Source organism: Leptolyngbya boryana PCC 6306 (assembly GCF_000353285.1).
Taxonomy (GTDB): Bacteria; Cyanobacteriota; Cyanobacteriia; order Leptolyngbyales; family Leptolyngbyaceae; genus Leptolyngbya; species Leptolyngbya boryana.
Genome location: NZ_KB731324.1, coordinates 2,842,010 through 2,866,688 on the forward strand (window position 1 = coordinate 2,842,010; position 24,679 = coordinate 2,866,688).

Here is a 24,679-nt window from a genome sequence, read left to right on the forward strand (position 1 = left end):
ATAGCGGCATCATTGAATCAAGCTATGTATTATCGTGGGTTGTTCCTAGCTGGAGTTTTAGGGTTTGGCATCATGCCCCCCCTGCAAGCACAAGAATCGGCTTGCCCTGCTCCAGCCTTGTCTCGGTTATCTCGTCACACAGTTGCAGCAGGCGAAACACTCGACTCGATCGCAACGAAATACAATCTCATTTCCACAACGATCATGGGGTTGAATCCCGATACGCGATCGGGAAAAGTTTCGCCTGGACAAACGCTCCTAATTCCGCCCTTTAACGGCATTCGGGTGGAAGTTCCGGCGGGAACGAGTTTCAAGGATTTAGCAGCACGTTATCGAGTCCGGGCAGATGTCCTATACGAAGTGAATGGCTGTCAGCGATCGCCCAAAGTTGTCTTTGTCCCAGGTGTAAACTGGTCACCGAATAGCGGTACTCAACCCGCAGCAGTTGGCAAAACTCCGGTTTTATCTGGTTCACCTTTAACGGGAGAAACCGCTTCAATTGCGCTAGGTTTTGGATGGTACTTGCCAGCAGGACGTGAAAAGCCAGTCTTTCATAGTGGAACGGATCTGCTAGCAAATGTGGGCACACCTGTAAAAGCGATCGGGGATGGAACCGTCGCATTTGCAAGCAACCAGGGAAACTATGGAAATCTCGTTGTGATTAATCATCAACAGGGCTATCAAACCCGGTACGCTCAGTTGGCAACCATCAATGTCAAAGTCGGACAAGTAATCAAACGAGGGACAGTCGTTGGAAAGGTTGGACAAACCGGATCACCGAGTACAGTACAACCACATTTGCATTTTGAAGTGCGAACGAATTCCAAATTAGGCTGGGTCGCAGAAGATCCGATCGCGTTTATTCGTCGGTAAAGGATTTCTCTTTCCTGTGATCGGATCGTTATTTGAACCCGAAGATCGGAAAGTGTGAATTGTTTACGATCGCAGTCTGCAAAACTCCCATCTGCTGCCGACTGCAGAAAACTAAAAAGCGAGGCAAGAGTGCTACTCTTGCCTCGCTTTTTTAATACCCCCAAGGGAATTCGAATCCCTGTCGCCTCCGTGAAAGGGAGGTGTCCTAGGCCTCTAGACGATGGGGGCACACCTCGCAGCGCGTTGTTCAGCGCGTTTGACATTTACTAATATAAGCGACAAAACTGTAACTGTCAACACCTAAGTTATTCGATTTTAGAACTTAGGGTTTGAAGCTGCGAGGAAGGGAGCCTTGCAAAAAGAGTCAGTGATTCGTTCTAAATTCGTCAATCAGCCACCCCTAGAACTGTCCTCTGATAGAGCCGCACGATCGAGAAAACCCACTACCGTAAATGGAATATAAGGATCATCTACCGACCCTAGAAGGTACGAGTTTTATTCTGCTATGCTTCTGATTGACTTCATGCGCTCGCCAAAATCCCCCAAATCTCATGGCGTATTGACTCGCCCCGGTCTTTCCATGCCTCTGTCTCAATCTTCCGCTACTGCAAAGGAGCGACTTTGTTCTGCCGAATCCGAGTCAACCGCTCGTCCGCCCGTGGAAATCCCAAATTCTATTGTTCAATCTACCCGCTCGCGCTGTCTTCCGTGGCTGGCTTCTATTGCTTACCCGCTGGCGCGATACCTTGTGCTTCCGTTCTACTTTCGTCGGATTGAAGTCACGGGTCGAGAGCATTTTCCAACGACAGGTCCAGTGATCATTGCCTCAACGCATCGATCGCGCTGGGATGCATTCATGGTTCCTTATGCGGTTGGGCAAGATGTCACTGGACGCGTGTTGCGATTTATGGTGACTGCCGATGAGATTAAAGGGCTGCAAGGTTGGTTTATCCGACGTTTAGGTGGCTTCCCTATCAACACACGTCACCCTGGAATCTCCGCTTTGCGTCACAGCGTTTGTCTCCTTCAGCACGGCGAAGTCTTAGTCATCTTTCCGGAAGGCAATATCTATCGTCAGCCAGCACCGCTTAAACCGGGACTTGCTCGACTTGCACTTCAAGCGGAAGCGAGCCAGCCAGAACTAGATGTTCGGATCGTGCCGATCTCCATCCAATACAGCAAGCCGCTTGTCCCCTGGCGCACCGCCGTCAAAATTCATGTCGAAAAGCCCTTGAGTGCGATCGTCTATGCCTCTGACCATCCCAAACAAGGTGCAAAACGATTAACTGAAGATTTAGAAATCATTTTGCGATCGCTCTCGAACTGCCCATAAAAAAAGAGACGCATCGCTGCGCCTCTTTAGAGTTGAGAAGATGAAACTTAGCGACCGATACCGATGTAACGGAAGCCTGCTTCCTCCATCACAGGTTGGTTGAGGAAGTTCCGACCATCGATCAAAATTGGGGTGTTCATCAGTTTTGCCATCTTGATGTAGTCGAGACTGAGGAACTGTTCCCACTCGGTAATCAGAGCGAGTGCATCACAGCCATCGGCTAAGCGCTCTGCATCGGTTTCGACGATCACATCCGAAAGACCATGACGCATTCCGGTCTGAGAAATAATCGGATCGTATGCCTTCACTTTTGCACCGAGCCGAGCCAAGTTCTCAATCACATTCAATGCAGGAGCATCACGCAAATCATCGGTGTCCGGTTTGAAGGTCAAGCCCAGTAAGCCGATCGTTTTTCCTTTCAAGATTTTCAAAGCTTGCTGCAGCTTCTCAACCACGATCAACCGTTGACGCTCGTTGACACTCACTGCAGCCTTGAGCAGTTGAGTTTCGTAACCATAATCATCAGCGGTGTGAATCAATGCCGAGACATCTTTCGGGAAGCAAGATCCACCCCAACCGAGACCTGCTTGAAGGAATTTGCTGCCGATCCGAGAATCTAAACCGATGCCTTTCGCAACCTGGCTCACATCTGCCCCAACGCGATCGCAGATATTCGCCACTTCGTTGATAAAGCTGATTTTGGTTGCCAAAAATGCATTCGCTGCATATTTGATCATTTCAGCTGAACTGAGATCCGTCACAACCACGGGAACTGGAGGCACAGATTTAACTTCTGCAAATTGACGCTCTACGATCGGAGCATAGAGTTCTTTCATCAATTTGATTGGACGATCGTTGTTATTGCTGCCTAAGACAATACGATCGGGGTTGAACGTGTCAAATACAGCCGAACCTTCGCGTAAGAATTCAGGATTACTGACGACATCGAAATCATAGTCGCCTGTTACTGCACTGGGCATGACTTCATCCACTCCGCCGCCCGCTGTCGCGAGGACAGGCTGTGCTTCAGCCTTTTGACGCTCCGCGATGCCATCAAGCACGATCATTCTCACCCAGTCACCCGATCCAATCGGAACCGTAGACTTATTCACAATCACCTTATAGCCGCCTTTGAGGTTTGAGCCGATGCCCCGGGCTACTGCTTCAACATAGCGGGTATCACTTTCCCCGTTTGGTAATGCAGGCGTGCCAACCGCAATAAATAAAATTTCGCCATGTTCAACACCCGCTGCGATATCAGTGGTAAATTCCAAGCGTCCAGACTGAATGGACGACTGCATGATTTCAGACAATCCGGGTTCAAAAATTGGGGACTGTCCCGCCTGCATCAACTTGACTTTTGCTTCGTTGTTGTCTACGCAAATGACATGATGACCAATATGCGAAAGGCAAGCACCTGTTACCAAACCTACGTAGCCTGTTCCAATAACGCAAACGCGCATAACTCTAGACTCCTCAAAACAAAGGTCAGTTTATTTCTCGCTAGCATTCCCGAATTTCAGAAATTCGGGAATGTTTGATTAATGCGTGGTGATGCTAGCCGCATCCAATTGAGATTGTGCTTCGGAAGCTTCAATACGGCTGCGAAAATCTGCGATCGTACGCTCTAATCCGTCTCTCAGCGAGATTGTCGGTTGCCAACCTAGGTGCGTTTGAGCACGAGTGATGTCCGGCTTGCGACGACGCGGATCATCTTGCGGCAGTGGCTCAAATTTCAACGCAGCTTCAGGATTGACCATATCCTGAACCGTTTGCGCGAGCTGTAAAATTGTATACTCGCCTGGGTTACCCAGGTTCACAGGCCCAATAAAGTCACCATTCATCAAGCGATAAAGTCCGTCTACGAGGTCGGAGACATAGCAGAAGCTGCGAGTCTGAGATCCATCTCCGTAAACTGTTAAGGGAATCCCACGCAGTGCTTGAACGACCAGATTGCTGACAACGCGACCGTCGTTTTCGAGCATTCGAGGCCCATAGGTATTGAAAATTCTGGCAACACGGATATCAACATCGTTTTGGCGATGATAATCAAAGGCAAGGGTTTCCGCGACTCGTTTCCCTTCGTCGTAGCAGCTGCGAATCCCGATCGGGTTGACGTTACCCCGATATTCTTCCGTTTGAGGATGCACTTCTGGGTCGCCGTAGACTTCTGAAGTGGATGCCAGCAGAAATCTTGCCTTGACACGCTTCGCCAATCCCAGCATGTTGAGCGTGCCCATCACGTTGATTTTGACAGTTTTGACTGGATTGTACTGGTAATGAACGGGTGAGGCAGGACATGCCAAGTGATAGATCTGATCAACTTCGAGCCGAATCGGTTCTGTAATATCGTGACGGATCAATTCAAAATTGGGATTTCCTAGCCAATGTTGAATATTGCGTTTATGTCCGGTATAAAAGTTATCCAAGCAAAGCACTTCATGACCTGTGTTCATGAGGCGATCGATTAAGTGAGAGCCAATAAAACCCGCACCACCAGTGACAAGAATTCGCATAAGTCCAGAATCTGTTGAAGTTGCAAACGAACGAGGGTCGGAGTTGCAAGGTGCTCAATCTTACGATTGAGTCAACTCTTGCTTGCCAAGATTGTACCCATTAAATTAACGAGCATCGCGGAGTGCATCCGGATGGAGCAAGCGGAAAGAGCTGATGTGAAACGAGCTTTTGCAGTTAGCACCATAGCAGAAGCCTTTGAAATGGGGGGTTCGTGTCGATCGAGTTCACCGAATCTTCAATCCCCAAATGAAAATCGCTCCAACTTTTTGGGTAGGAGCGATTCGAGCGTGTTAACTTTGTTCGTTTGAGAGTCGAAGCACTGCCATAAAAGCTTCTTGGGGCACATCGACCGTCCCGATCGCTTTCATGCGCTTCTTGCCTTTCGCTTGTTTTTGCAGCAATTTCTTCTTCCGTGAGATGTCACCGCCGTAGCATTTGGCTAGGACATCTTTACGCAGCGCTGGGATATGTTCACTGGCGATAACTTTGCTGCCGATCGCGGCTTGAATCGGGATTTTAAATTGATGGCGTGGGATCAGTTCGCGAAGTTTCTCTGTGAGCGCACGACCGACTCCATAGGCTTTGTCGCGGTGAACGATCGTTGCCAGCGAATCGACCGGATCACCGTTGATCATGATATCCAACTTCACCAATGCGTTTTCTCGGTAGCCGATCAGTTGATATTCCATGCTGGCGTACCCGCGCGATCGTGACTTCATCTGATCAAAGAAGTCTGTCACCACTTCTGCGAGCGGCAATTCATAAATCAGCGTGGTGCGTCCAGGGGTGAGATACTTCATATCTTTGAAGACCCCACGCCGATTTTGGCAGAGTTCCATCAACGTCCCCACATACGTTTCAGGCGTGATGATATCGACTTGAACATAAGGTTCTTCGATCTTTTCGCGCTCGGTAGGTGAGGGAAGTTTACCTGGATTATCGATCAAGACAACTTCGCCTTTGATCGTAGTGACTCGATAAACCACCGAAGGCGCAGTGATAATTAGATCCAGGTTATATTCGCGTTCCAGCCGTTCTTGGACAATTTCCATGTGCAGCAAGCCGAGGAAGCCACACCGGAAGCCAAAGCCCATCGCACTGGAAGTTTCTGGTTCAAAATTCAATGCAGCATCGTTGAGCTTCAATTTGTCGAGTGCTTCTCGCAATTCTGGGAACTGGTCGGCATCGGTCGGGAACATGCCGCAAAACACCATCGGTTTCGCTTCGATGTACCCAGGTAGAGGTTCAGAAGCTTTCTTCGCCGAGAGGGTAATTGTGTCGCCGACTCGTGCATCTTCTACTGCTTTAATCGAAGCCGCAAAATAGCCCACTTCACCTGCATGAAGTGAATCAACCTGGACTTGAGTGGGAGAGAGAACGCCCAGTTCATCGATCTGATATTCCTTACCCGATGCCATCAGGTAGACTTTATCGCCTTTTTTCACCTGGCCATCGACGACCCGGAAATAGACAATGACACCGCGATAAGCATCGTAATAACTATCGAAAATCAGAGCGCGGAAGGGATCGTTGGTTGTGTCTGCAGGGGGCGGAACTTTTTGCACGATCGCTTCTAAAATGTCGGGCACACCAATGCCTTCTTTTGCCGATGCCATGATCGCTTCCGAGCAATCTAACCCAACGACATCTTCGATTTCTTGGCGCACGCGATCGGGTTCTGCGCCGGGCAAATCAATCTTGTTCAGAACCGGAATGATTTCCAAATCGTGTTCCAGTGCCAGATAGACGTTTGCCAGCGTTTGAGCTTCTACGCCTTGAGAGGCATCGACGACGAGGAGCGCACCTTCGCACGCTGCGAGAGATCGCGAAACTTCGTAAGAGAAATCGACGTGTCCAGGCGTGTCGATCAAGTTCAAGACGTACTGCTGTCCATCTTTTGCGGTGTAATTCATTCGGGCAGCTTGCAGTTTGATCGTGATCCCGCGCTCCCGCTCCAGATCCATACTATCGAGGAACTGTTCTTTCATTTCCCGTGCGGTCACGGTTCCCGTTTCTTGGAGCAAACGGTCAGCCAGCGTAGACTTGCCGTGGTCGATATGAGCAATGATCGAAAAATTGCGAATGCGGTTGACGGGTACGTCAGTCATAAACTTCAGAAGGTGCAGGAGCAAAGGACAGGCACTCTCAGACAAAAGAGATGCTTAAGATATTTTAATGCTTTCTTCACTGAGTTCGAGAATTTGAGAGGCTATTAATAAAGAAACATCAGTTACGATAATTTCTCCTGGTGTCAAATTTGCCTCGAAGCTATCAATGAAAAAATGTTAAAACTTTGATGAATCTAGGTAAAAAACGGTACATCCATTTTATGGGGAAAGATCGCAACTGGGTGATTTTTACTGAATTGCCCCGACTCTTCAACCAACCTTCTCAGAGAAGGTGATTGCCTTATGAATGATAAAGTTCAAATTCCCGATCGACACAAAACCGAATTAGCCATTCAGATTGATTCTGATCTATTGGATCAAGTCCGTCATTTGACGAACGATCCAAGCAAAGTGGTGGAAGTGGCGTTGCGGCAGTGGTTGAGAAGCGAAATGTACCGGGACGAAGATAATGCGCGGACGCTGCCAAGAAATCCACCTTTGCCTCCCCGAGGGGAATGGAACGATTAGGATAAGAAGTGAGCGATCGGGCATTGTGATCGGGCTATCTAGGTTAGGGTCGCGTTTGTGATGCCAGGTGTTGTTGCTTCGAGATTCAGGTCAAATGGTCACTTCTGTGGATCTTTCTACTTCTCTGTCTGATTCTTCTTACTCGATTGACTCGTCCGCGTCTGATTCTGCTGCACCCAGGGTTGCAGAGTTGATGATGATCCAAGATGCGGCGGGAGTTTTGATTGCGTTCGACTGGCAGAGAGCAGCAGATTTTCAGATTCAACCTGAGCATTTGTTGGGCAGATCGATTCAAGCCGCATTTGCACCCGTCTCTCGTTCAACCTATCTCGATCGTCTGAAACGAGTGCTTGCCTCTCAAACGCCTGAACAGTTTCGATGTCTGTTTGAGTGCGGCGATCGCACCGTTCTCTTCGACTTGGTGATGAGTCCGGTAATTTTGCCAAATGGAACAGCGGCGCTCGTTGCTGTGACTGGCGAACAGGCGAATGAGCTAGATGAGATGCGATCTCCCTTGCAAGCAGTTGAATTGTCGCGTGGCAATTCGCTCGATCGCTATCAGCAGCTTTTGACCCAAATTGTCTGGAATGCACGCCAGAATTTAGACCTCTCGACGATTTGGCAGGTCACCGTAGACGGATTGGGCATGGCACTCGATGTCAGTCGGTGTGTGATTTGTCCCTATGATCCCAAGCGATCGAGCATTAAGTCGGTGGCAGAATTTCGTCAAGATTGCATGACTTCATTGAAAGGGGCAACGTTTGACATTCAGAGCGATCCTTTACTCCAGAAAGCTTTGACAACACTGAACCCAATTCGGGCAGTGCGCCAAGCTCCCGAAGAGATTGAATTAAATTCGAGTCTGGATGTTCCTCAAACGCGCTTGCTGGTCGCCACCCATTATCAGGATCAGCCGAATGGGGTGATTATTCTCGATCAGTGCGATCGCGATCGCGTTTGGACACAAGCGGAATTAGATTTTGTGCAAGAGTTAGCCGATCAGGTGGGAACCTCGATCGCTCATGCGGCATTGTTGATTGAACTGCAACGTGCGAATGATAATTTGATGCTGAAGCACCGCGAACTCGATGAAGCACGCCATCAAGCCGAGGAAGCATCCAGACTCAAGAGTGAATTTTTAGCCAATACCTCGCATGAGTTGAGAACGCCGCTGAATGGAATGATTGGCTTTTTGAAGCTGGTTCTCGATGGGATGGCAGAAGATCCCCAGGAACAGCGAGAATTTATCGAAGAAGCTCATCGATCGGCAATGCACTTGCTGGACATTATTAACGATGTCTTGGATATCGCCAAGATTGAAGCTGGAAAGATGCAGATCGAATGCAGTCCAGTGAGCTTGCAAGAATTACTCGATCAAGTAGAAACGATGACTCGAACTCAGATTCGCCAAAAGAATTTGAGTTTTGAGGTGCAAATGCCTCAGACGCACGATGAAATTGTTGTGTATGGCAATTATCAGCGTTTGCTTCAGGTGTTGCTGAATTTGATGGGAAATGCGATCAAGTTCACCAATGAAGGCGGTGTGACGGTGAGCGCTGAGGTGATTAAAAAGCGAATTGTCGTGCAGGATGAGGAATTGCCCGGACTGGTGAAGATTCGGGTCGCAGATACCGGAATTGGGGTTTCATTAGACAAACAAGACAAACTGTTCCAATCGTTTAGTCAAGTCGATGGATCGCTGACGCGGCAGTATGGCGGAACAGGTTTAGGGTTGGCAATTTCTCAGAAATTGGTAGAAGCCATGGGCGGAGTTGTCAACTTCTACAGTATGGGTGAAGGCTTGGGATCAACTGTGACGTTTACAGTGCCGTTGTATCAAGAGCCTGTAATGATTGCAGCAGATTAAATCGAGCCTGCTGGCAGCATCGACTCGATGAAGTTCAATCCTACAAGCGAGTTTGTGCCAAATTCTCTAAACTAGAACAAGAGAAGTAACGGAGATCTAGGATGACGACTGTGCAAACCGATGCTCGTGCTTTGTTTCGGGCTGCTTACGAAAATCGGTACACCTGGGATGAGAATTTTCCGGGCTATACCGCAGATGTAACCTACCGCGAAGGCGATAAGACTTACAACGCAAAGTGCCGCATCAATCCTGATTTCACCTTTGATGTATTTGACATTGAAGACGGAGAAGGCAAGAAAGCGATTCACGGGCAAGTTTGGGAAATTGCAGTGCATCGGGTTCGTCGGGCTTTTGAAGCGACGCATGGCGAGAATACATTTACGCTCGGCGCAACTGATCCAGATGGGAGCGTTGAGCTTTTAGTCGGCGGGAAGGGAGAAGGCGATCGCTATAAAATTCGGAATAACGAAGTCAGCCTTGTGCATCGTCACATTCATGGTGTCGTCGTGACGATTAATACCTTCAGCAGTCACGATACGGGCAGTGGCTATCTCTCGCATCGCTACGATTCGATCTACAGCGATCCGAAGACTGGCGCAGTCAAAGGCGCAAGAAGCGAATTTGAAGACCTGTACGAAGAAATCGGTGGGTATTACATTCTGACCAGCCGGACGATCAAAACCGAGCAGCATACGAGTGAATTTTCGTTTGCGAATGTGAGATTGTTGGAGCCTGCGAGCGTGGCTTAGTAGAGGGTGGGGAGTAGGGGGTAGGGAGTAAAAGAACTTTCTCCCCACTCCCCACTCCCCACAGCCTGCCAATCAAAGCTACGATGAGATCAACAAGTTGTTAGTAGGTGAACTATGTCTTTGACACTTACGCCCGAAAATGTCGAAACCGTTTTGGACGAAATGCGTCCCTATCTGATGTCAGATGGTGGCAACGTGGAACTGGTGGAATTAGATGGGCCGATCGTGAAACTGCGTCTTCAAGGTGCTTGCGGCAGTTGCCCAAGCTCAGCGATGACTTTGAGAATGGGAATTGAACGACGTTTGCGCGAAATGATTCCAGAAATCGCGGAAGTCGAACAGGTTTTGTAAGGAAATCCTGAAAATGAAATGGGGGGCAAGCGGTAGACTATTAAACTGAACAGGTCTATCCCAAGCCTCCATTTTTTATGCCGTATCCGCTTCACGTCGCTTTCATCTGGCATCAGCATCAACCGCTTTATAAAAGCCGTGGCGATGCGAATTATTATGCTGCTTCTGAGGGGCAATATCGCTTGCCTTGGGTGCGGCTGCATGGAACCAAGGATTATCTTGATCTAATTCTGTTGTTAGAACGTTATCCAAAATTGCATCAGACGGTGAATCTTGTGCCGTCGCTGATCATGCAGATTGAGGATTATGTGGCTGGAACGGCACTTGACCCGTATTTGATCGCGACCGTTACGCCTGTAGAGAACCTCGATCGCGCATCCAAGGAATTCGTGATTGAACATTTCTTTGATGCGAATCAGCATACTTTAATCAATCCGCATCCGCGCTATTCAGAACTCTACGGGCAGCGGCAGGAACGGGGACGCGGTTGGTGTCTGGAGAATTGGCAGGAACAGGATTATAGCGATCTGTTGGCTTGGCATAATTTGGCGTGGATTGATCCGTTGTTTTGGGATGATCCAGAGATTGAGGCTTGGTTGAAGCAGGGGAAAGGGTTTACGTTGAGCGATCGCCAAAGAATCATCGCGAAGCACAGAGAAATTCTCAGTCGCATCATTCCTCAACATCGCAAGATGCAAGAATCGGGTCAGCTTGAGGTGACGACGACCCCTTATACGCATCCGATTTTGCCGCTGCTCGCAGATACGAATGCGGGACGGGTAGCTGTACCGAATATGACGCTGCCAGAATCGCGCTTTCAGTTTGCAGAAGATATTCCTCGGCATTTGAACAAAGCTTGGCAGATGTATGAGGAGCGATTTGGCTGTGCTCCACGGGGCTTGTGGCCTTCGGAACAGTCGGTGAGTCCTGAAATTTTGCCGTATGTTGCAAAACAGGGATTTCAGTGGCTGTGTTCGGATGAGGCAGTGTTGGGTTGGTCGCTGAAGCATTTCTTCCATCGGGATGAGACGGGGAATGTTTATGAGCCGGAGAAGCTTTATCGTCCGTATCGGTTGGAAACGCCTGCGGGAGATTTAGCGATCGTATTTCGGGATCATCGGTTGTCAGATTTGATCGGGTTTACTTACAGCGCGATGGAGCCGAAGCAAGCGGTGACGAACCTTGTCGGACATTTAGAAGCCATTGCGCGATCGCTCAAAGATAAAGCGGATCAACCTTGGTTAGTGACCATTGCATTGGATGGTGAGAACTGTTGGGAGTTTTACCCACAAGACGGTAAGCCTTTCTTAGAACTGCTTTACCAGACTTTGAGCAATGATCCAGATATCAAGTTAGTTACCGTTTCAGAATTCATTGAGCAATATCCACCGACAGAAACGATTCCTGCACAACAATTGCATAGTGGTTCTTGGGTCGATGGAAGCTTTACAACCTGGATTGGTGATCCTGCCAAAAATAAAGCTTGGGATTTGCTCACTGCGGCGCGTCAGACTTTAGCAAACCATCCTGAAGCAACGGAAGAAAACAATCCCGAAGCTTGGGAAGCACTGTATGCAGCAGAAGGATCGGATTGGTTCTGGTGGTTTGGGGAAGGACATTCCTCGAATCAAGATGCCATGTTTGATCAGTTGTTTCGAGAGCATTTAGCAGCGTTGTATCGATCGCTGAATGAACCTGTGCCTGAGAATGTTCGCCAGCCTGTTGAGGTTCACGAAGCTCGTGGAGATCATACGCCGCAAGGATTTATTCATCCGATGATCGATGGTCGCGGCAATGAGCAAGATTGGGATAAAGCGGGACGAATTGAAGTCGGAGGTGCGCGCGGAACGATGCACCAAAGTAGCCCGATTCAGCGCCTTTGGTATGGGGTGGATCACTTGAATCTCTATTTGCGCTTGGACTTTCAGACGGGAGTACAACCGGGGAAAGAGATTCCGCCAGAGTTGAATTTACTGTGGTTCTATGAGAATCGCCCGATGCACAATAGCCCGATTCCACTCGTCGATTTGCCGGAGCAAGCGCCTTTGAACTATGCATTTCACCATCATTTAGGAGTGAATTTGCTCACTCAGACAGTTTGGTTACAAGAGGCGGGTGAGTATTCACGCTGGCAGTCACGGGCAAGTCGGGCGCAGGTAGGAATCGATAGTTGTGTTGAGATTGCAATTCCGTGGGCAGATCTTCAGGTGGAGCCGGATTATGGATTGCGCTTAGTTATCGTGTTCTCAGAGGGTGGACGCTATCGACAGTATTTGCCAGAGAATGGAATGCTTGCGATTTCGGTTCCGTAAGATGGGGGCGATCGTCGTTTTGGGCGATCGCTTTAATTTCGTTTTGGGCGATCGCTTTAATTTCGATCAAGAGTTTTAACTGCTACTTTTTGCAACTCCGCAATAGTCAGTGGGAATAAATAATCGAAAATTTCTTGGTTGCGTGCATAAGCAGCGAGATTAAGTGCAAAATCTTTGTCCGGTTCCAAAGCTCCTCGTAAATTAACATCAGCACCTAATTCAACTAATAGTTTGACCGTTTCAAATGAGCCTTCGTGAACTGCGCGCATTAATGCAGTCCAATCACCCATATGATCTGTAGCATCAATGTCTAGCTGAGCAAGGGCAAGGATCTGCGTTGATTGCCAGTCTCCAAACTCGATTGCTAAGAAGAGTGCTTTGCTAATTTCATCAGAGTCAACGTCAAAATGCTGAGTCCATTCAGCATTACACGTTCGCAACCAATTTCTTATATTCATATTTTTCAGATGTCGCTCGAACAACAGACAAAGTTATATGTTTGAACGATAGCTTTACTTCACATTAGTTAAGCGAGTGCGCGAGAGCAAAGAGTGTAATCGCTAGTTCTGCGGAGCGTCATTCATTTGTTGTTGAAGGTGTTGGACTTCTTCGATCGACAAACCTGTTCCACGGGAAATTGCCTCGACTGGAAAGCCTTCACGTAAAAGATTGATAGCGATCTCACGATCTCTTGATTTTTTCGTCTCTCTTTGGATCGCACGATAAACAGAGGATTCTTGCATAATATCTCTCCGCAATACACGATAAATGATCTCGTCTTCTAATTTTAGTCCAGCAAGGATGGCTGAAACTGCTGACAGATTAGCTTGAATCGTAGAATCTGAAATTTGATCGATCACTTGTGCTGCTTGCCGCAATGTTGATTCTGGATTCAGCGTCTGCTCTAGAACCGCAAAGGGAATTAAGCCAGGATACTGCAAGAATAAATCATTAGGTTGCTCCCACAAACGGATGACATCAAATTCGTGGCGTGTGCGTTCTAAGGTAAAGTCAGTTTTATGAACTAGGTCGGATGCTGTTTGCTTGAGATAAATCACGACTTGGCGCATCGTTTTTGTTTTATCTCGTCTGTATCCTCGCCCGCGATAATCGAACATTCTGAATGGAATATCTGGGTCAGGACGGGTTTGAAATTCTAGGTGCAAAATCACGTTGTCTGACTCTAGTAGAATCAGAGCATCAGCGCGAATTGGGTCAAGTGAAAGCTCTGAAGGCTGAATCTCAGTTAAGATAACGGGTTCTCCAAGTAACCAACTCGCAAAGTCCGCTGAGAAGTTTTCAGCTAAAAAGCGACAAGCATCGTCGTACATTTTTCCGGTCTATAAAGCAATACAAATATACTGTATAATTGCGTTTCAAGCTAGTCTAAAAAGAGCGATCGCGCTTTCCACTCACGCAACCAGCATCCTTCATCACAGGCTAGACATCTGAATGAGCGTTCAGATATTCTGAAGACAGTCTTTGAAGGTTGAGCCGCAGCATTCTAATGCATCATCATCACCATCACGATCATTCAACCGTTCGATACGATCGCGCTTTTCTCATCGGTATCGTTCTCAATTTAGGCTTTGTAATGGCTCAAGCGACGTTTGGTTGGTTGACGAATTCTCTCGCTTTACTCGCGGATGCGGGACATAATTTAGGCGATGTTTTGGGACTTGCGATCGCTTGGGGCGCATATACGCTGGCACGTCGTCGTCCTACGAAACGTCATACTTATGGACTGCGGAGAGCTTCGATTCTCTCACCACTGATTAATTCTAGTTTGCTGCTCAGTGTGACGGTCTTTATTGCGATCGAAGCGATTCAGCGCTTGATTGATCCGAAGCCTGTCGAAAGTCTGACCGTGATAATTGTCGCTGCGATCGGGATTTTGGTGAATGGTGCAACAGCTTTGATGTTCCAGAAAGACCATCAGCATGATGTCAATGTGAAAGGCGCATTTCTGCACATGGTTGCAGATGCTTTAGTTTCGGTGGGTGTGGTCTTGAGTGGGTTGATCATTACTTTGACTGGGTGGCAGTCAATTGATGCGATCGCAAGTATGGGAATTGCGATCGTGATTGGAATCGGTGCATGGAATTTGCTGCAAGAGTCGCTCAGTTTGGCATTAGATGGTGTGCCTGCAAATGTAGATTTACGAGCGATTCAAAACTATTTACTAGACTTACCCGGAGTTGGCTCGATTCATGATTTACATGTGTGGGCACTGAGTTCAACAGAACCCGCTTTAACAGCACATCTCGTCATGCTTGCAGGCGTACCTGGATCGGATTTTCTAGCTCGGATTTCTCACGACCTGCACGATCGTTTTGGAATTGAACACAGTACGATTCAGATTGAGACAGGTTCAGCTTTTCTGCCTTGTATGCAGAGCGATTGCGGTATGTAGAGCCTAAACACGGCAATTAAGATTGGTCTTGAATCGCTGAATAACATTGTTCGATCGATTGATTCTCCTGCAAAGCAACGACTAACGCGTCGTAGGCTGACTGATGATTTTTCAGCAGATCTTTCGCTCTCAAAATAGATAAACGCTCCCGCTGAGGCAATTCTGACGCAGGAATACGTAATTTCGTTAAAGTCTCACGGAATTTCTGGCGATCGTCTGCGCCCCCTTCTGAATTGCCATACGCTAATTGCTCTGCCGCAATTCCTGCCATCCAAACCGTACAGTAACGCTCAAGCAATTGGGATGAGAGCTTGCCTTGCTGAAGTTCCGCTTCTAATTCCTGAGTATCAAACTGCACACCGCCTAGTCCAGCTTGCCCTTGGCGAAACGCTTGCCACGCATTTAAGGTGTAGCCCACGACCGGAATTTGCAGTTGTTGAGCAACAAGAAAATGTCCCGCTTCATGCCGCAGAACGCGATCGCGATGAGCCGGAGAAAACCGAGCAAGCCAATCGAGGCAGAGTGTGCCAAACTTCCCTTGCCACTGAAATGAATCCAGCGTTGCAAGTCCAAGAATGCTAAAGGTTGCGATCGCAGGAATCGCAGGCGAAAAATTCAGCAACGGACTGAGCAAGGTGCTCATCGTCATAGTGAAAATGCCGATCGCAACGAGATTCAATGCAGTTTGATTCATGGATTTGGGGTAGGCGGATTTTCTTGCTTGAATTCTTTCGCTCTGTAGAAGGTTTCTAAGCTTTGCTTATCCCCTACAAATCGCCAATGCCAAGGCTCATAAGTCACGCCCTGTTTGTTTCCCTGGGGAAAAGAGAGTTCAAAATTAAATCTTGTTGCATTGGCAGCCAGCCATCGGTAGGCAGGAGTCTTATCGAAATCTGGACTGAGATTTACCGCTGGAACCCTGCCATCGCCAATATCGATCGCGTATCCAGTGTGATGTTCACTATATCCAGGCGGCGCACTGACTAAAGCACGCTGTTCTGGGGTCTGTGCCCGTTCTGCTTTGACATCAAAATAAACTTGCTGCTGTTCTTGAAGCGATCGAAATCCGGAAAGCGGATTGAGAATTACGCCTTCGGCATTCGCTGCTGCCACCATCTCTTTGAAGGCTCTAGCGGCAGGAGTTCGCATTTTTATTCCACCATCAGCAGAAACGGCTTCGAGGTCGTTTAGCGGTGCTTCGGGATAGGCAAAATGATTGAGAAGTCTCCCATCATCCGGAGATTTTGCGTCACTCGGCTGTGGGCTTTCCGCGACAGGAGTCGGACTGGCAATGCTGCGACTCAGCCACCATTGATAGGCAAGCCACCCGCCTCCGGACAGTAGCGCGATCGTCACCAGTCCGCCTAGCCATAGCCAAAACTTCGAGCCAGACTGAACCGGAGGCGCAATCGGAGATTCGCGCTCAGCAATCGGAATGTCATCAAAAGACGGTGCTTGATCTTGCGGAGGTTTTCCCGGCTGACTGGCATTACTCAAGAGGGGCGCTCCTCAACTCCACGGCTCACAGTATTACAGAATAGCAATAATCCGGGATTGCGATCGCAGCGTCATTCCACTTTCTCCAGTTCCAGCAGATCAGAGGGCTTCATATCCTCGTATTTTTCAAACGGCTGGTGAATCCAGGGATTATCCGCCAAATAATCGACGTAATAGTCAGGCTTGATCACCGAGCAATCTTTATACCAGAGAACCCCGGTGCGCATTTCTTCGATATAGAAGCCGTAATGCTGTTTGAGCCAAGGAATCGTTTTTTGCAGCGTCACACCCGAATCAACGAGATCATCCACAATTAAAACGTGGCTACCCAGATTCAGAGTCGTCATACTGAGATCTTTGGAAAAGACTAACGCACTGCGCGATCGCGATCCACTCCGATAGGAAGAAGTAGACAACACTGCCAAAGGCACATCAAACATGCGAGAGAGGAGATCTCCAATCCGTAATCCGCCTCTAGCTAAACAGACAATCTGATTAAATTCCCATTCAGATTTGTAGACCTGAAGGGCAAGTTTCTCGATCAAGCGATGATAGTCTGACCAACTGACATAGAGATCCGACATAGAGTTGAGGATGAATTATAGAGTTGAGGATGAATTAAGTTTTTCTGCGACTTGTGCGATCGCAGCCGAAGCCGAAGAAAATAATACAACTTGTTAACCCGGCTTGTGCGATCTGTTATGAACAATTCTGCTAATGAATCGGTCTCTGAAAAGCTTAACTTAAAGACGAAGGTGGCGTATGGAGCAGGGGATTTAGGACCTGCAATTACGGCAAATATTTTAATTTTTTATCTGTCGCCTTTTTTAACCGATGTCGCAGGACTCAATCCAAGTTTGGCAGGGCAAACGCAGTTAATCGGAAAAGTTTGGGATGCGGTGAACGATCCGATGGTCGGGGTGATGAGCGATAAAACGCGATCGCGCCTGGGTCGTCGCTATCCCTGGATTTTGGCGGGTGCGGTTCCGTTTGGGTTTTTCTTCTTCTTGCAGTGGATTGTGCCGAAATTTAGCGATAACGCAGGTTCGCAGCAGTGGGGATTGTTTTGGTATTACACGTTTATTTCGATCGTGCTTGGCTGGCTGTATACAGTGGTGAATTTGCCGTATACGGCGATGACTCCTGAAATGACGCAAGACTATGACGAGCGTACCAGCTTGAATAGTTTTCGATTTGCATTCTCAATTGGGGGCAGTATTCTGTCGCTGATTTTAGTCGGCTTGATTAGCTCTAGATTTCCAAATTTGAGTGACCGATATGTTGCGATCGGGATTGTGTGCGGTGTTTTGTCGGTGTTGCCCTTGTTTTGGTGCGTTTGGGGGACATTCGATCGCATGAAAGCTGTCGGATTGCAGCATCCAGAGGCGGAGATGCCTGTGTCGATTCCGATCGTGCAACAGCTTAAAATCGCGTTTAGTAATGGGCCTTTTCTGTTTGTGGTGGGAATTTATCTCTGTTCGTGGCTGAGTTTTCAGCTGACAGCAGCGATTATTCCTTACTTTGTTGCAAGTGTGATGCGGTTGAATGATGCTTGGGCAGTACCGAGTGTCGTTTTAGCTGTGCAATTAACGGCGATGCTCATGCTTCCTGTTTGGAATCAATTGAGTCATCGGATTGGGAAGCGGGGGGTTTACTTTGCAGGCATGGTGCTTTGGATTATTGCTCAAGGTGGCTTGTTCTTTTTGCAACCGGGACAAATGACTTTGATGTATACCTTGGCGGTGATGTCGGGGTTTGGAGTGTCGGTGGCGTATTTGATTCCGTGGTCAATGTTGCCGGATGTGATCGAACTCGATGAGTTGCGGACAGGACAGCGGCGCGAAGGCATTTTTTATAGCTTTGTGACGTTTTTGCAGAAGGTCTGTTTGGGAGTTGCAGTAGCAGTGGTATTGCAGCAATTGGGGAATGCGGGATATGTTCCGCCGACTGATGCAGTTCCTTTGCCTGTGCAGCCGGAGAGTGTGTTGTTGGCGATTCGATCGTCGATCGGACCTGTGCCGACGGTCGCTTTGCTGATTGGAATGGTGTTGACGTATTTCTATCCGATTACGAAGGATGTGCATACTCAGATTCGCTTGCAGTTGAGTGAGCGGAAGCGCGATCAGGGTCAGTAAGTAGGGAGGGAGGTGAAATAAATTGGAAGATAGTCGCTCTCGTTTGCGTCCCGCCCTGAACTGGAAGTTCGGGCTAACCGTGCGAAGTGGGTTGAAACCCACTGAAGAAAGAGTTGTCTTTGGCTGTTAGTCCCAGCGTGGACTTCGCACTGGTAGCCCCGAATTCATTCCGGGGCGAGTCAGCAACGAAGCGAGAGAACTTGCCGAACTGATATTTAATTACGCCCATCTACTTAGTGAAATGTGCGATCGAGCGATTGGGTATAGCTAGCTGATTTGAAGGTCGGATGGCTTGGGGTTGCTTTCTAAATCCCCCAAAATGGGGGATTTTAAGCCGTTGCAGATTTTTTAAGCTGGCTGAGCAAGTTTGGCTTTGCGTTGGGGGCGTTTGCGATCGGATTTTTTTTGTAAGCCGATTGCTTCGACTTCGTTGCCATCATCTCCATATTGGGCAATGACGGATTGTTTTAGGACGAGAATGGCGTTGTGGAATTTCCATTCGAGTTCTTGAGCCGTATTTTGTGCGGCTTGATATTGGGCTTTGGCTTGCAGTTCGGCTTCTTGAGCGAAGCGCATTTTGGATTCGAGGTCGGATAGGAGATCGGTTCTTGCTTCGGAACGGAAAGGGGTATAGTTGGGCAGTCCTTTGGCTCCCTGTAAAGCTTTGATGTCGTCTTGAATGATGCTGTTTCTCAAGCGTTTACTGGTATCGACAGTTGCCATTGTTTGTCTCCTTTGGCTGAATATTACTGTCGATGTTCCCGATGTCGGTGCAACACATACAGCGATCGTGATTCAAAGATGGGGCATCAGATAATCGTGCCGTGAATTGGGATTCCAGGGATGGGAATGGCGTTACAGGGTTTGGAATTGCGATTCCGAGGGTGGGAATGGCATTACAAGTGGGGGAATGGAGGAATGGGGAAGAGCGATCGTAAAATCAAAACCTAGTCGCGAATGGAATTTCTTGATTTTTCTCGCTAGAGTATGAGGCATCGAACAATACTTTGCCTTGAAGGGTAAGACGATGAGCGCGATCGAGATTTTCCTCTCCTACGCTTCTCAAGATGAATCATTGATGAAAGAGTTGGAGAAGCACCTCAGCACCTTGGAGCGACAAGGGATCATTAGGGCTTGGCATAATCAAAAAATTACCGTAGGGGCTGAACGGGCTGAACAGATTGATCATCATCTCGAATCGGCTCAAATTATTCTGCTGTTGATTAGCTCAGATTTTCTTGCTTCTAAAAAACGCTATGAAATCGAACTCAAGCGGGCAATGGAGCGGCATGAATCGAAGGAAGCACTTGTGATTCCAGTGATTCTACGTCCGGTAGATTGGAAAGGTGCTTCATTTAGCAAATTAGAAGCATTACCACGAGACGGTAGAGCGATTACCCAATGGGCAAATCAAGATGAGGCGTTTGAAAGTGTAGTGAGGGGAATTCGTCGTGCAATTGAATTTCCAGACTCAGAGATAGATCCTATCGTGCAATCTATCCGTCAACGGATCAGTCGAGATATTCAAAAACGCTGTGGCACGATGCGGGTGTTGGATATGGAGCAAAGGATTACGATCGATTCGATTTACACAACCGTCAATATTCTAGAAAAGCTTACAGGAAATCAACGGCGGAGTATTGAGCAATTGCTCGAAGGTTGTAATTTTGAAGACTTCGATCGCTTTAGTTTAGGAAGAGTGCAGCAAAAACGCATCCCCGGATTAGAAGCAGTTCAAAAGCATAACAAACTCTTAATTTTAGGCAAGCCTGGAGCAGGTAAAACGACTTTTCTCAAGTGGTTAGCTCTGCAATGTCAGGCAGGACAACTGTACAAAAATCACATTCCGATCTTTGTCCCTCTGAAGGAATTTGCAGAAGCATCAGGACAACCAAGCTTGATCGAATTTATTGCAAAACAATTTGCTGAATGTGGAATCGAGAATCCTGAAATCGTCAAAAAGATTTCGCTGGCGGGTCGATCTCTGATTTTGCTCGATGGCTTAGACGAAGTGAGGGCGGAAGATCAAAACCATATCTTAAATACAATTCAGCAGACTTCGCGACAGTTCGATGGCAATCAATTTGTCATGACCTGTCGGATTGCAGCCAAGGAATATACGTTTGAGAGCTTTACAGAGGTAGAAGTTGCTGATTTTGACACGGAACAAATTGCTGACTTTGCGTTCAAGTGGTTTCAGCACAAAGATCCAACTAAAGCCACAGAATTTTCAAAAGCATTAGAAGCACATCCAGGTTTACAAGAACTTGCAACGAATCCTCTCTTGCTTACTCTGCTGTGCTTGGTTTACGGCGAACAAGCTGGATTTCCAGCTAACCGAGCAGAACTCTACAAAGAAGGCTTAGATGTCTTGCTGAAAAAGTGGGATGGCAAGCGAAACATCACGCGAGATGTCGTATACAAACAACTCTCGCTCAACCGCAAAGAAGACTTACTGAGCCAAATTGCTTTTAATGCGTTTACGCGAAGCGAGTACTTTTTCAAGCAGAGATTTGTTGAGGAGGAGATTCAAGACTACATTCGCAACTTACCCAATGCAAATCTTGACCCAGAAACCTTGCAACTCGATCGCGAAGCGGTGTTGAAGTCGATCGAGGCACAGCATGGCTTACTCGTTGAGCGGGCACGCGGAATCTATTCATTTTCTCATCTCACTTTTCAGGAATACTTCACTGCTCGAAAAATTGAAAAGTCTGAGGGAGATTTCAAAGAGATTGTCTGCCATGTCACCGAAAAGCGTTGGCGAGAAGTCTTTTTGCTAACAGTTGGAATGCTAAGAAATGCAGATAAGTTTTTCTTGGCAATGAAACGAGAAATCGATGGCATTCTAGCGAAAGATGAAAAACTCCAACAATTTCTCACTTTTGTTGAGCAAAAGTCTTACTCAACAAAAGCTTCCTATAAACCTGCTGCAATTCGAGCTTTTTACCTCACCCTCGACCGCGACCACACCCGCGCCCTCGACTATGCCCTCGGCCTCTACCTCTACGGCGCCCTCTACCTCGACATCGAGTTCGCCCTCGCCCTCGCCCTCGACCACGCCCTCGACCACGCCCTCTACCGCGAGGTCGACCTCGACCGCGAACTCGACCGCGACCGCGAACTCGACATCGAACTCGACCTCGACCTCGAACTCTACCGCGCCCTCTACCTCTACCGCGCCCTCGACGGCAACCACACCCGCGCCCTCGACCGCGACCGCGAACTCGCCCGCGCCCTCGACCGCGACCGCGAACTCGCCCGCGCCCTCGACCCCAAATTGAATCAAAAGCTCCAACAGCTTAAATCACAACTTCCCTCAATAGAAAACAGGGAACATTTCAAACAATGGTGGAAAACAAATGGACAAAATTGGACTGAACAACTCAGAACTGTAATGATTCAGCATCGCAACATCGGGCACAATTGGCAATTTACCACGACTCAGAAACAGCTTCTCAATCAGTACTACGAAGCTAACCGTCTCCTTGTCGCCTGCCTCAACAGCGATTGCTACGTCAGCCGCAAAGTCCGCGAGGAAATCGAAGCGACCTTACTGTTGCCCTACAATCGCTCCGGCATCAGCACACAACCCAAGCCAAAGACACAACCTCAAAACGTTGGAAACGCGATCGACTATCTCAAAAACGCAATTCGATGGACTGATCGATAGGATTGTGGAATGCGATCGGAAATGGCGATTGGAAATAGCGATCGTGAAGGCGGAATTCTTGCTGCGTTTCATTCGGCTTCAGCCCCCTAAACCCCCCATTCTGGGGGACTTTGAGTAATTGGAATCGTATGAATTTAACGATCGTGCTGCATCAATAACACCACCCACTTCTCAGAGGGTATTTTAAAAGTATCAACCGTTTCCTCGCTCCGTTCTATCTCGCCCCGGAATGAATTCGGGGCTAACGGTGCGAAGTCCTTTGAAAAGGACTGAAGACCTGATTCTGATTGGCCGTTAGTCCCTTCAGCGGACTTTGTTCAACTAGCCCCGACTTTCAGTCCGGGGGCGGGTGAATGTGTCTCAACGATTACTTTTTAAACATCCTCTCAGATTGGCAAGCTGTCATCATTGATCGCAACCACAACACCGAGCAAACCAAACTCCATCCGAGTGTGATCGCTCCTCAACGGCGAACAAGTCCACTGCATTTTTCTCAACGAACTCGGAGACATCGAATCGCTTCCGCTTTCAGTCGCCACACTCGTTTTGACTTGGATTGAAGAACACACAAATCAATGACCTTCTCTATCTCTGCATCAGAACTCGGTGCGTCAGTCGTACAATCCGTAGAAAATAATACAGAAAAGAAAGGGACTGAGGCAGCGCAACCAGTTGTCGATCGCGCTCGTTGGGGACTAGACGCATTCCCACCACTATCAAGGTCGTTGCCAAAAATTGCAGACTAATCACTACGCCATGCCATGCCTGATCAACCGTTCTAAGCTGATACCAAAACTCTGACCAAAATGGGTCTGTTGGCTGAGTTGGACGATCAATTTTGGTCACAATCTGCTGAGCGACCTGCTCAGCGATCGCTTGTGTTTCTTGAATTTTAGTCAGCACTTCCACAGGCAATGGGACTTGTAGAAGTTGGGATACAACACCCAACCCAATCATGACAAGTTTCCGAACTCGCAGTTGATCGGCAACTTGCCAAACTTGATGCCAATCTAGAGCAGGGTAAGCACAAATTAACTTTGCTAGATCACAAGCTTGTTTCAGCGACGATCGTCGAGTGGGTTCTTTGACCGTATTGACTGCCTGAATGACCAGCGTGACCTCGACTGAAAACGTTTGAATCGTCTGGAGCGCAATTGAGCGGATTTGTAAGTTCTGCCAGAGCATATCAGGATACTCTCGTCGCCACCTTCGTCGGGGAGGAATTCCCCAATGCAGATCTAAAACACTCGATCGCGCCGGATTCAATAATGAAATTTGACAGTACCGATTAGAGGTCAATGCTTCTTGAATGGCAGTTGACCCTGGACTATATTCTTGAGTCATTAAGACTGCTTTTGCTTGCCAGAAATCTTGATAGCGCACCAGCAAATCCAAATCCCCAAACTCCCGCATCGCTAAATTGCCGTGAGCGATTTCGGCGAGCACCAGTCCCTTAAAAGGAATAGCCGTAATTCCCTGCTCTTTGAGCCGCGCAACAATCTGAAGCAGTTCTTGCATTCGCACCAAATTGAGATAATTTGTCATTCGGACTGTTTCAGAAAGACGATCCAGCACAGCAGCAGGAACCGTTGGCGAGGTCTTCAAGCTCTGATACACCACTGGAGCAAGACTATTGAAGTAAGCTAAGTCGAGCAAGTCTGACCAATTGACAGTACTGAACTCCAGTTCGGTCGTAGTTCCACAATAATATCGAACGCAGTCAAGTAAGCAATCAGCGGCAGCAGCACGGATCATGCGGAGGAACAGTCCGGGGTTATCTCAACATTTCACTGTACATTTGATAACTCAATTAGTCCGGATATTTACTGAATAACGCCGTAAAGTAGAGCGGAAAATATCTTGTCAATCCTATGCGGCGATTGTTTCATCAAGTTTCCTGTTGGTTTGCGCTTTCTCCGCCTGATCGGACTCTGTTCCTGCAAGCCTTTTTGTTGTTACCGCTGACAGCTTGGAGTCTAGAGATTGGCGGATTGCGACAGACACAGCGCTGGTTGAATTGGCTCACTGCACACTGCTCCAAAACGGCAAACGACCCTGCTCAACTGCATCATATCGCTCGAATCGTCAACTTAGCCGCGCAATCTAGCCCCTGGGGAAACTGTCTGAAGCGATCGCTTGTTCTTTGGGTGCTGCTGCGCTATCGAGGCGTTGAGACCACCTTACAAATCGGAGTCCGACGACAACAACAACTGTTTTTAGCTCATGCTTGGATCGAGTTTGAAAACCTTGTCCTGAACGATCATCCTGATGTAGCCCACCAATTCAGCCCCTTTACCCAGTTGGTACCCCGAACCGAATGATG

22 protein-coding genes and 1 tRNA gene are annotated in these 24,679 nt (G+C 48.0%); 11 read left to right on the forward strand and 12 right to left on the reverse strand.

Features of this window, described 5'->3' with window-relative positions:
* Nucleotides 1-24 precede the first annotated feature (24 nt).
* Nucleotides 25-873, forward strand: coding sequence for a LysM peptidoglycan-binding domain-containing M23 family metallopeptidase (locus LEPBO_RS0114280; protein ID WP_017288263.1), 849 nt, complete (start codon nt 25-27; stop codon nt 871-873).
* Between the two features lie 155 nt (nt 874-1,028).
* Here LEPBO_RS0114280 and LEPBO_RS0114285 read toward each other — a convergent pair.
* Nucleotides 1,029-1,101, reverse strand: a tRNA-Glu gene (locus LEPBO_RS0114285).
* 352 nt (nt 1,102-1,453) lie between these two features.
* Here LEPBO_RS0114285 and LEPBO_RS0114290 point away from each other — a divergent pair.
* Nucleotides 1,454-2,206 (forward strand): lysophospholipid acyltransferase family protein, encoded by a 753-nt coding sequence (locus tag LEPBO_RS0114290; protein ID WP_144056354.1) that lies wholly within the window; start codon nt 1,454-1,456, stop codon nt 2,204-2,206.
* Nucleotides 2,207-2,253: 47 nt separating this feature from the next.
* On the opposite strand, the gene LEPBO_RS0114295 is transcribed toward LEPBO_RS0114290, so the two are convergent.
* The 3 genes from LEPBO_RS0114295 to lepA all read right to left on the reverse strand — a co-directional run bounded on the left by LEPBO_RS0114295 (nt 2,254) and on the right by lepA (nt 6,831).
* On the reverse strand, nt 2,254-3,669 hold the full coding sequence (locus tag LEPBO_RS0114295; RefSeq protein WP_017288265.1) for a UDP-glucose dehydrogenase family protein: 1,416 nt from the start codon (nt 3,667-3,669) through the stop codon (nt 2,254-2,256).
* Between the two features lie 78 nt (nt 3,670-3,747).
* A complete protein-coding gene (locus LEPBO_RS0114300) occupies nt 3,748-4,722 on the reverse strand; it encodes a UDP-glucuronic acid decarboxylase family protein (RefSeq protein WP_017288266.1) in 975 nt (324 codons plus the stop codon).
* A 291-nt stretch (nt 4,723-5,013) separates the two neighbouring features.
* Entirely contained in the window at nt 5,014-6,831 is a 1,818-nt protein-coding gene (gene lepA, locus LEPBO_RS0114310) for a translation elongation factor 4 (RefSeq protein ID WP_017288267.1), read from the reverse strand.
* 303 nt (nt 6,832-7,134) lie between these two features.
* Here lepA and LEPBO_RS0114315 point away from each other — a divergent pair, with 303 nt between their 5' ends.
* The 5 genes from LEPBO_RS0114315 to LEPBO_RS0114335 all read left to right on the forward strand — a co-directional run bounded on the left by LEPBO_RS0114315 (nt 7,135) and on the right by LEPBO_RS0114335 (nt 12,638).
* The gene (locus tag LEPBO_RS0114315; RefSeq protein WP_017288268.1) at nt 7,135-7,359 is read left to right on the forward strand and encodes a type II toxin-antitoxin system CcdA family antitoxin; all 225 of its coding nucleotides are present in this window, start codon (nt 7,135-7,137) and stop codon (nt 7,357-7,359) included.
* Nucleotides 7,360-7,453: 94 nt separating this feature from the next.
* A complete protein-coding gene (locus LEPBO_RS0114320; RefSeq protein WP_017288269.1) occupies nt 7,454-9,226 on the forward strand; it encodes a sensor histidine kinase in 1,773 nt (590 codons plus the stop codon).
* 101 nt (nt 9,227-9,327) lie between these two features.
* Entirely contained in the window at nt 9,328-9,975 is a 648-nt protein-coding gene (locus LEPBO_RS0114325; RefSeq protein WP_017288270.1) for a DUF3386 domain-containing protein, read from the forward strand.
* 114 nt (nt 9,976-10,089) lie between these two features.
* Entirely contained in the window at nt 10,090-10,326 is a 237-nt protein-coding gene (locus LEPBO_RS0114330; RefSeq protein ID WP_017288271.1) for a NifU family protein, read from the forward strand.
* Between the two features lie 77 nt (nt 10,327-10,403).
* Nucleotides 10,404-12,638, forward strand: coding sequence for a glycoside hydrolase (locus tag LEPBO_RS0114335; RefSeq protein WP_017288272.1), 2,235 nt, complete (start codon nt 10,404-10,406; stop codon nt 12,636-12,638).
* 56 nt (nt 12,639-12,694) lie between these two features.
* On the opposite strand, the gene LEPBO_RS0114340 is transcribed toward LEPBO_RS0114335, so the two are convergent.
* Nucleotides 12,695-13,096 carry an ankyrin repeat domain-containing protein gene (locus tag LEPBO_RS0114340; protein WP_017288273.1) on the reverse strand — a complete coding sequence of 134 codons (402 nt, stop codon included), beginning with the start codon at nt 13,094-13,096 and terminating at the stop codon, nt 12,695-12,697.
* Between the two features lie 102 nt (nt 13,097-13,198).
* Complete coding sequence (locus tag LEPBO_RS0114345) at nt 13,199-13,969, reverse strand: Rpn family recombination-promoting nuclease/putative transposase (RefSeq protein ID WP_017288274.1); 771 nt, start codon at nt 13,967-13,969, stop codon at nt 13,199-13,201.
* A 176-nt stretch (nt 13,970-14,145) separates the two neighbouring features.
* Here LEPBO_RS0114345 and LEPBO_RS0114350 point away from each other — a divergent pair, with 176 nt between their 5' ends.
* Nucleotides 14,146-15,051 carry a cation diffusion facilitator family transporter gene (locus LEPBO_RS0114350; protein ID WP_017288275.1) on the forward strand — a complete coding sequence of 302 codons (906 nt, stop codon included), beginning with the start codon at nt 14,146-14,148 and terminating at the stop codon, nt 15,049-15,051.
* A gap of 16 nt (nt 15,052-15,067) precedes the next feature.
* On the opposite strand, the gene LEPBO_RS0114355 is transcribed toward LEPBO_RS0114350, so the two are convergent.
* The 3 genes from LEPBO_RS0114355 to LEPBO_RS0114365 form a co-directional block, all read right to left on the reverse strand.
* Nucleotides 15,068-15,745: a hypothetical protein gene (locus LEPBO_RS0114355; RefSeq protein WP_017288276.1), complete on the reverse strand. Its 678-nt coding sequence runs from the start codon at nt 15,743-15,745 to the stop codon at nt 15,068-15,070.
* Nucleotides 15,742-16,548: a D-alanyl-D-alanine carboxypeptidase family protein gene (locus LEPBO_RS43335; RefSeq protein WP_017288277.1), complete on the reverse strand. Its 807-nt coding sequence runs from the start codon at nt 16,546-16,548 to the stop codon at nt 15,742-15,744. Before LEPBO_RS43335 ends, LEPBO_RS0114355 begins: the two co-directional genes overlap by 4 nt.
* Before the next feature lie 71 nt (nt 16,549-16,619).
* Entirely contained in the window at nt 16,620-17,132 is a 513-nt protein-coding gene (locus tag LEPBO_RS0114365) for a phosphoribosyltransferase (protein ID WP_017288278.1), read from the reverse strand.
* A gap of 117 nt (nt 17,133-17,249) precedes the next feature.
* Between LEPBO_RS0114365 and LEPBO_RS0114370 the strand changes: the two genes are divergently transcribed.
* The gene (locus LEPBO_RS0114370) at nt 17,250-18,683 is read left to right on the forward strand and encodes an MFS transporter (RefSeq protein ID WP_017288279.1); all 1,434 of its coding nucleotides are present in this window, start codon (nt 17,250-17,252) and stop codon (nt 18,681-18,683) included.
* Nucleotides 18,684-19,031: 348 nt separating this feature from the next.
* Here the strand turns inward: LEPBO_RS0114370 and LEPBO_RS0114375 are convergent, their stop codons facing one another.
* Nucleotides 19,032-19,406, reverse strand: coding sequence for a hypothetical protein (locus LEPBO_RS0114375; RefSeq protein WP_017288280.1), 375 nt, complete (start codon nt 19,404-19,406; stop codon nt 19,032-19,034).
* A 304-nt stretch (nt 19,407-19,710) separates the two neighbouring features.
* Between LEPBO_RS0114375 and LEPBO_RS37095 the strand changes: the two genes are divergently transcribed.
* Complete coding sequence (locus tag LEPBO_RS37095) at nt 19,711-22,356, forward strand: NACHT C-terminal helical domain 2-containing protein (protein WP_017288281.1); 2,646 nt, start codon at nt 19,711-19,713, stop codon at nt 22,354-22,356.
* A gap of 386 nt (nt 22,357-22,742) precedes the next feature.
* Here the strand turns inward: LEPBO_RS37095 and LEPBO_RS42350 are convergent, their stop codons facing one another.
* Both LEPBO_RS42350 and LEPBO_RS0114390 read right to left on the reverse strand, forming a co-directional pair.
* Nucleotides 22,743-22,925 carry a hypothetical protein gene (locus LEPBO_RS42350; protein WP_144056201.1) on the reverse strand — a complete coding sequence of 61 codons (183 nt, stop codon included), beginning with the start codon at nt 22,923-22,925 and terminating at the stop codon, nt 22,743-22,745.
* Nucleotides 22,926-22,941: 16 nt separating this feature from the next.
* Nucleotides 22,942-24,111, reverse strand: coding sequence for a nucleotidyltransferase domain-containing protein (locus tag LEPBO_RS0114390; RefSeq protein ID WP_017288283.1), 1,170 nt, complete (start codon nt 24,109-24,111; stop codon nt 22,942-22,944).
* 116 nt (nt 24,112-24,227) lie between these two features.
* Between LEPBO_RS0114390 and LEPBO_RS37100 the strand changes: the two genes are divergently transcribed.
* Entirely contained in the window at nt 24,228-24,677 is a 450-nt protein-coding gene (locus LEPBO_RS37100; RefSeq protein ID WP_017288284.1) for a lasso peptide biosynthesis B2 protein, read from the forward strand.
* Nucleotides 24,678-24,679: the final 2 nt, after the last annotated feature.

Coding starts and splice junctions, on each gene's coding strand:
- LEPBO_RS0114320 (WP_017288269.1), top strand. CDS start 7,454: ATGGTCACTTCTGTGGATCTTTCTACTTCTCTGTCTGATTCTTCTTAC.
- LEPBO_RS0114350 (WP_017288275.1), top strand. CDS start 14,146: ATGCATCATCATCACCATCACGATCATTCAACCGTTCGATACGATCGC.
- LEPBO_RS0114290 (WP_144056354.1), top strand. CDS start 1,454: ATGCCTCTGTCTCAATCTTCCGCTACTGCAAAGGAGCGACTTTGTTCT.
- LEPBO_RS0114340 (WP_017288273.1), bottom strand. CDS start 13,096: ATGAATATAAGAAATTGGTTGCGAACGTGTAATGCTGAATGGACTCAG.
- LEPBO_RS0114365 (WP_017288278.1), bottom strand. CDS start 17,132: ATGTCGGATCTCTATGTCAGTTGGTCAGACTATCATCGCTTGATCGAG.
- LEPBO_RS0114355 (WP_017288276.1), bottom strand. CDS start 15,745: ATGAATCAAACTGCATTGAATCTCGTTGCGATCGGCATTTTCACTATG.
- LEPBO_RS0114335 (WP_017288272.1), top strand. CDS start 10,404: ATGCCGTATCCGCTTCACGTCGCTTTCATCTGGCATCAGCATCAACCG.
- LEPBO_RS0114295 (WP_017288265.1), bottom strand. CDS start 3,669: ATGCGCGTTTGCGTTATTGGAACAGGCTACGTAGGTTTGGTAACAGGT.
- LEPBO_RS0114315 (WP_017288268.1), top strand. CDS start 7,135: ATGAATGATAAAGTTCAAATTCCCGATCGACACAAAACCGAATTAGCC.
- LEPBO_RS0114370 (WP_017288279.1), top strand. CDS start 17,250: ATGAACAATTCTGCTAATGAATCGGTCTCTGAAAAGCTTAACTTAAAG.
- LEPBO_RS0114330 (WP_017288271.1), top strand. CDS start 10,090: ATGTCTTTGACACTTACGCCCGAAAATGTCGAAACCGTTTTGGACGAA.
- LEPBO_RS0114390 (WP_017288283.1), bottom strand. CDS start 24,111: ATGATCCGTGCTGCTGCCGCTGATTGCTTACTTGACTGCGTTCGATAT.
- lepA (WP_017288267.1), bottom strand. CDS start 6,831: ATGACTGACGTACCCGTCAACCGCATTCGCAATTTTTCGATCATTGCT.
- LEPBO_RS37095 (WP_017288281.1), top strand. CDS start 19,711: ATGAGCGCGATCGAGATTTTCCTCTCCTACGCTTCTCAAGATGAATCA.
- LEPBO_RS0114280 (WP_017288263.1), top strand. CDS start 25: ATGTATTATCGTGGGTTGTTCCTAGCTGGAGTTTTAGGGTTTGGCATC.
- LEPBO_RS37100 (WP_017288284.1), top strand. CDS start 24,228: ATGCGGCGATTGTTTCATCAAGTTTCCTGTTGGTTTGCGCTTTCTCCG.
- LEPBO_RS0114300 (WP_017288266.1), bottom strand. CDS start 4,722: ATGCGAATTCTTGTCACTGGTGGTGCGGGTTTTATTGGCTCTCACTTA.
- LEPBO_RS0114325 (WP_017288270.1), top strand. CDS start 9,328: ATGACGACTGTGCAAACCGATGCTCGTGCTTTGTTTCGGGCTGCTTAC.
- LEPBO_RS0114345 (WP_017288274.1), bottom strand. CDS start 13,969: ATGTACGACGATGCTTGTCGCTTTTTAGCTGAAAACTTCTCAGCGGAC.
- LEPBO_RS0114375 (WP_017288280.1), bottom strand. CDS start 19,406: ATGGCAACTGTCGATACCAGTAAACGCTTGAGAAACAGCATCATTCAA.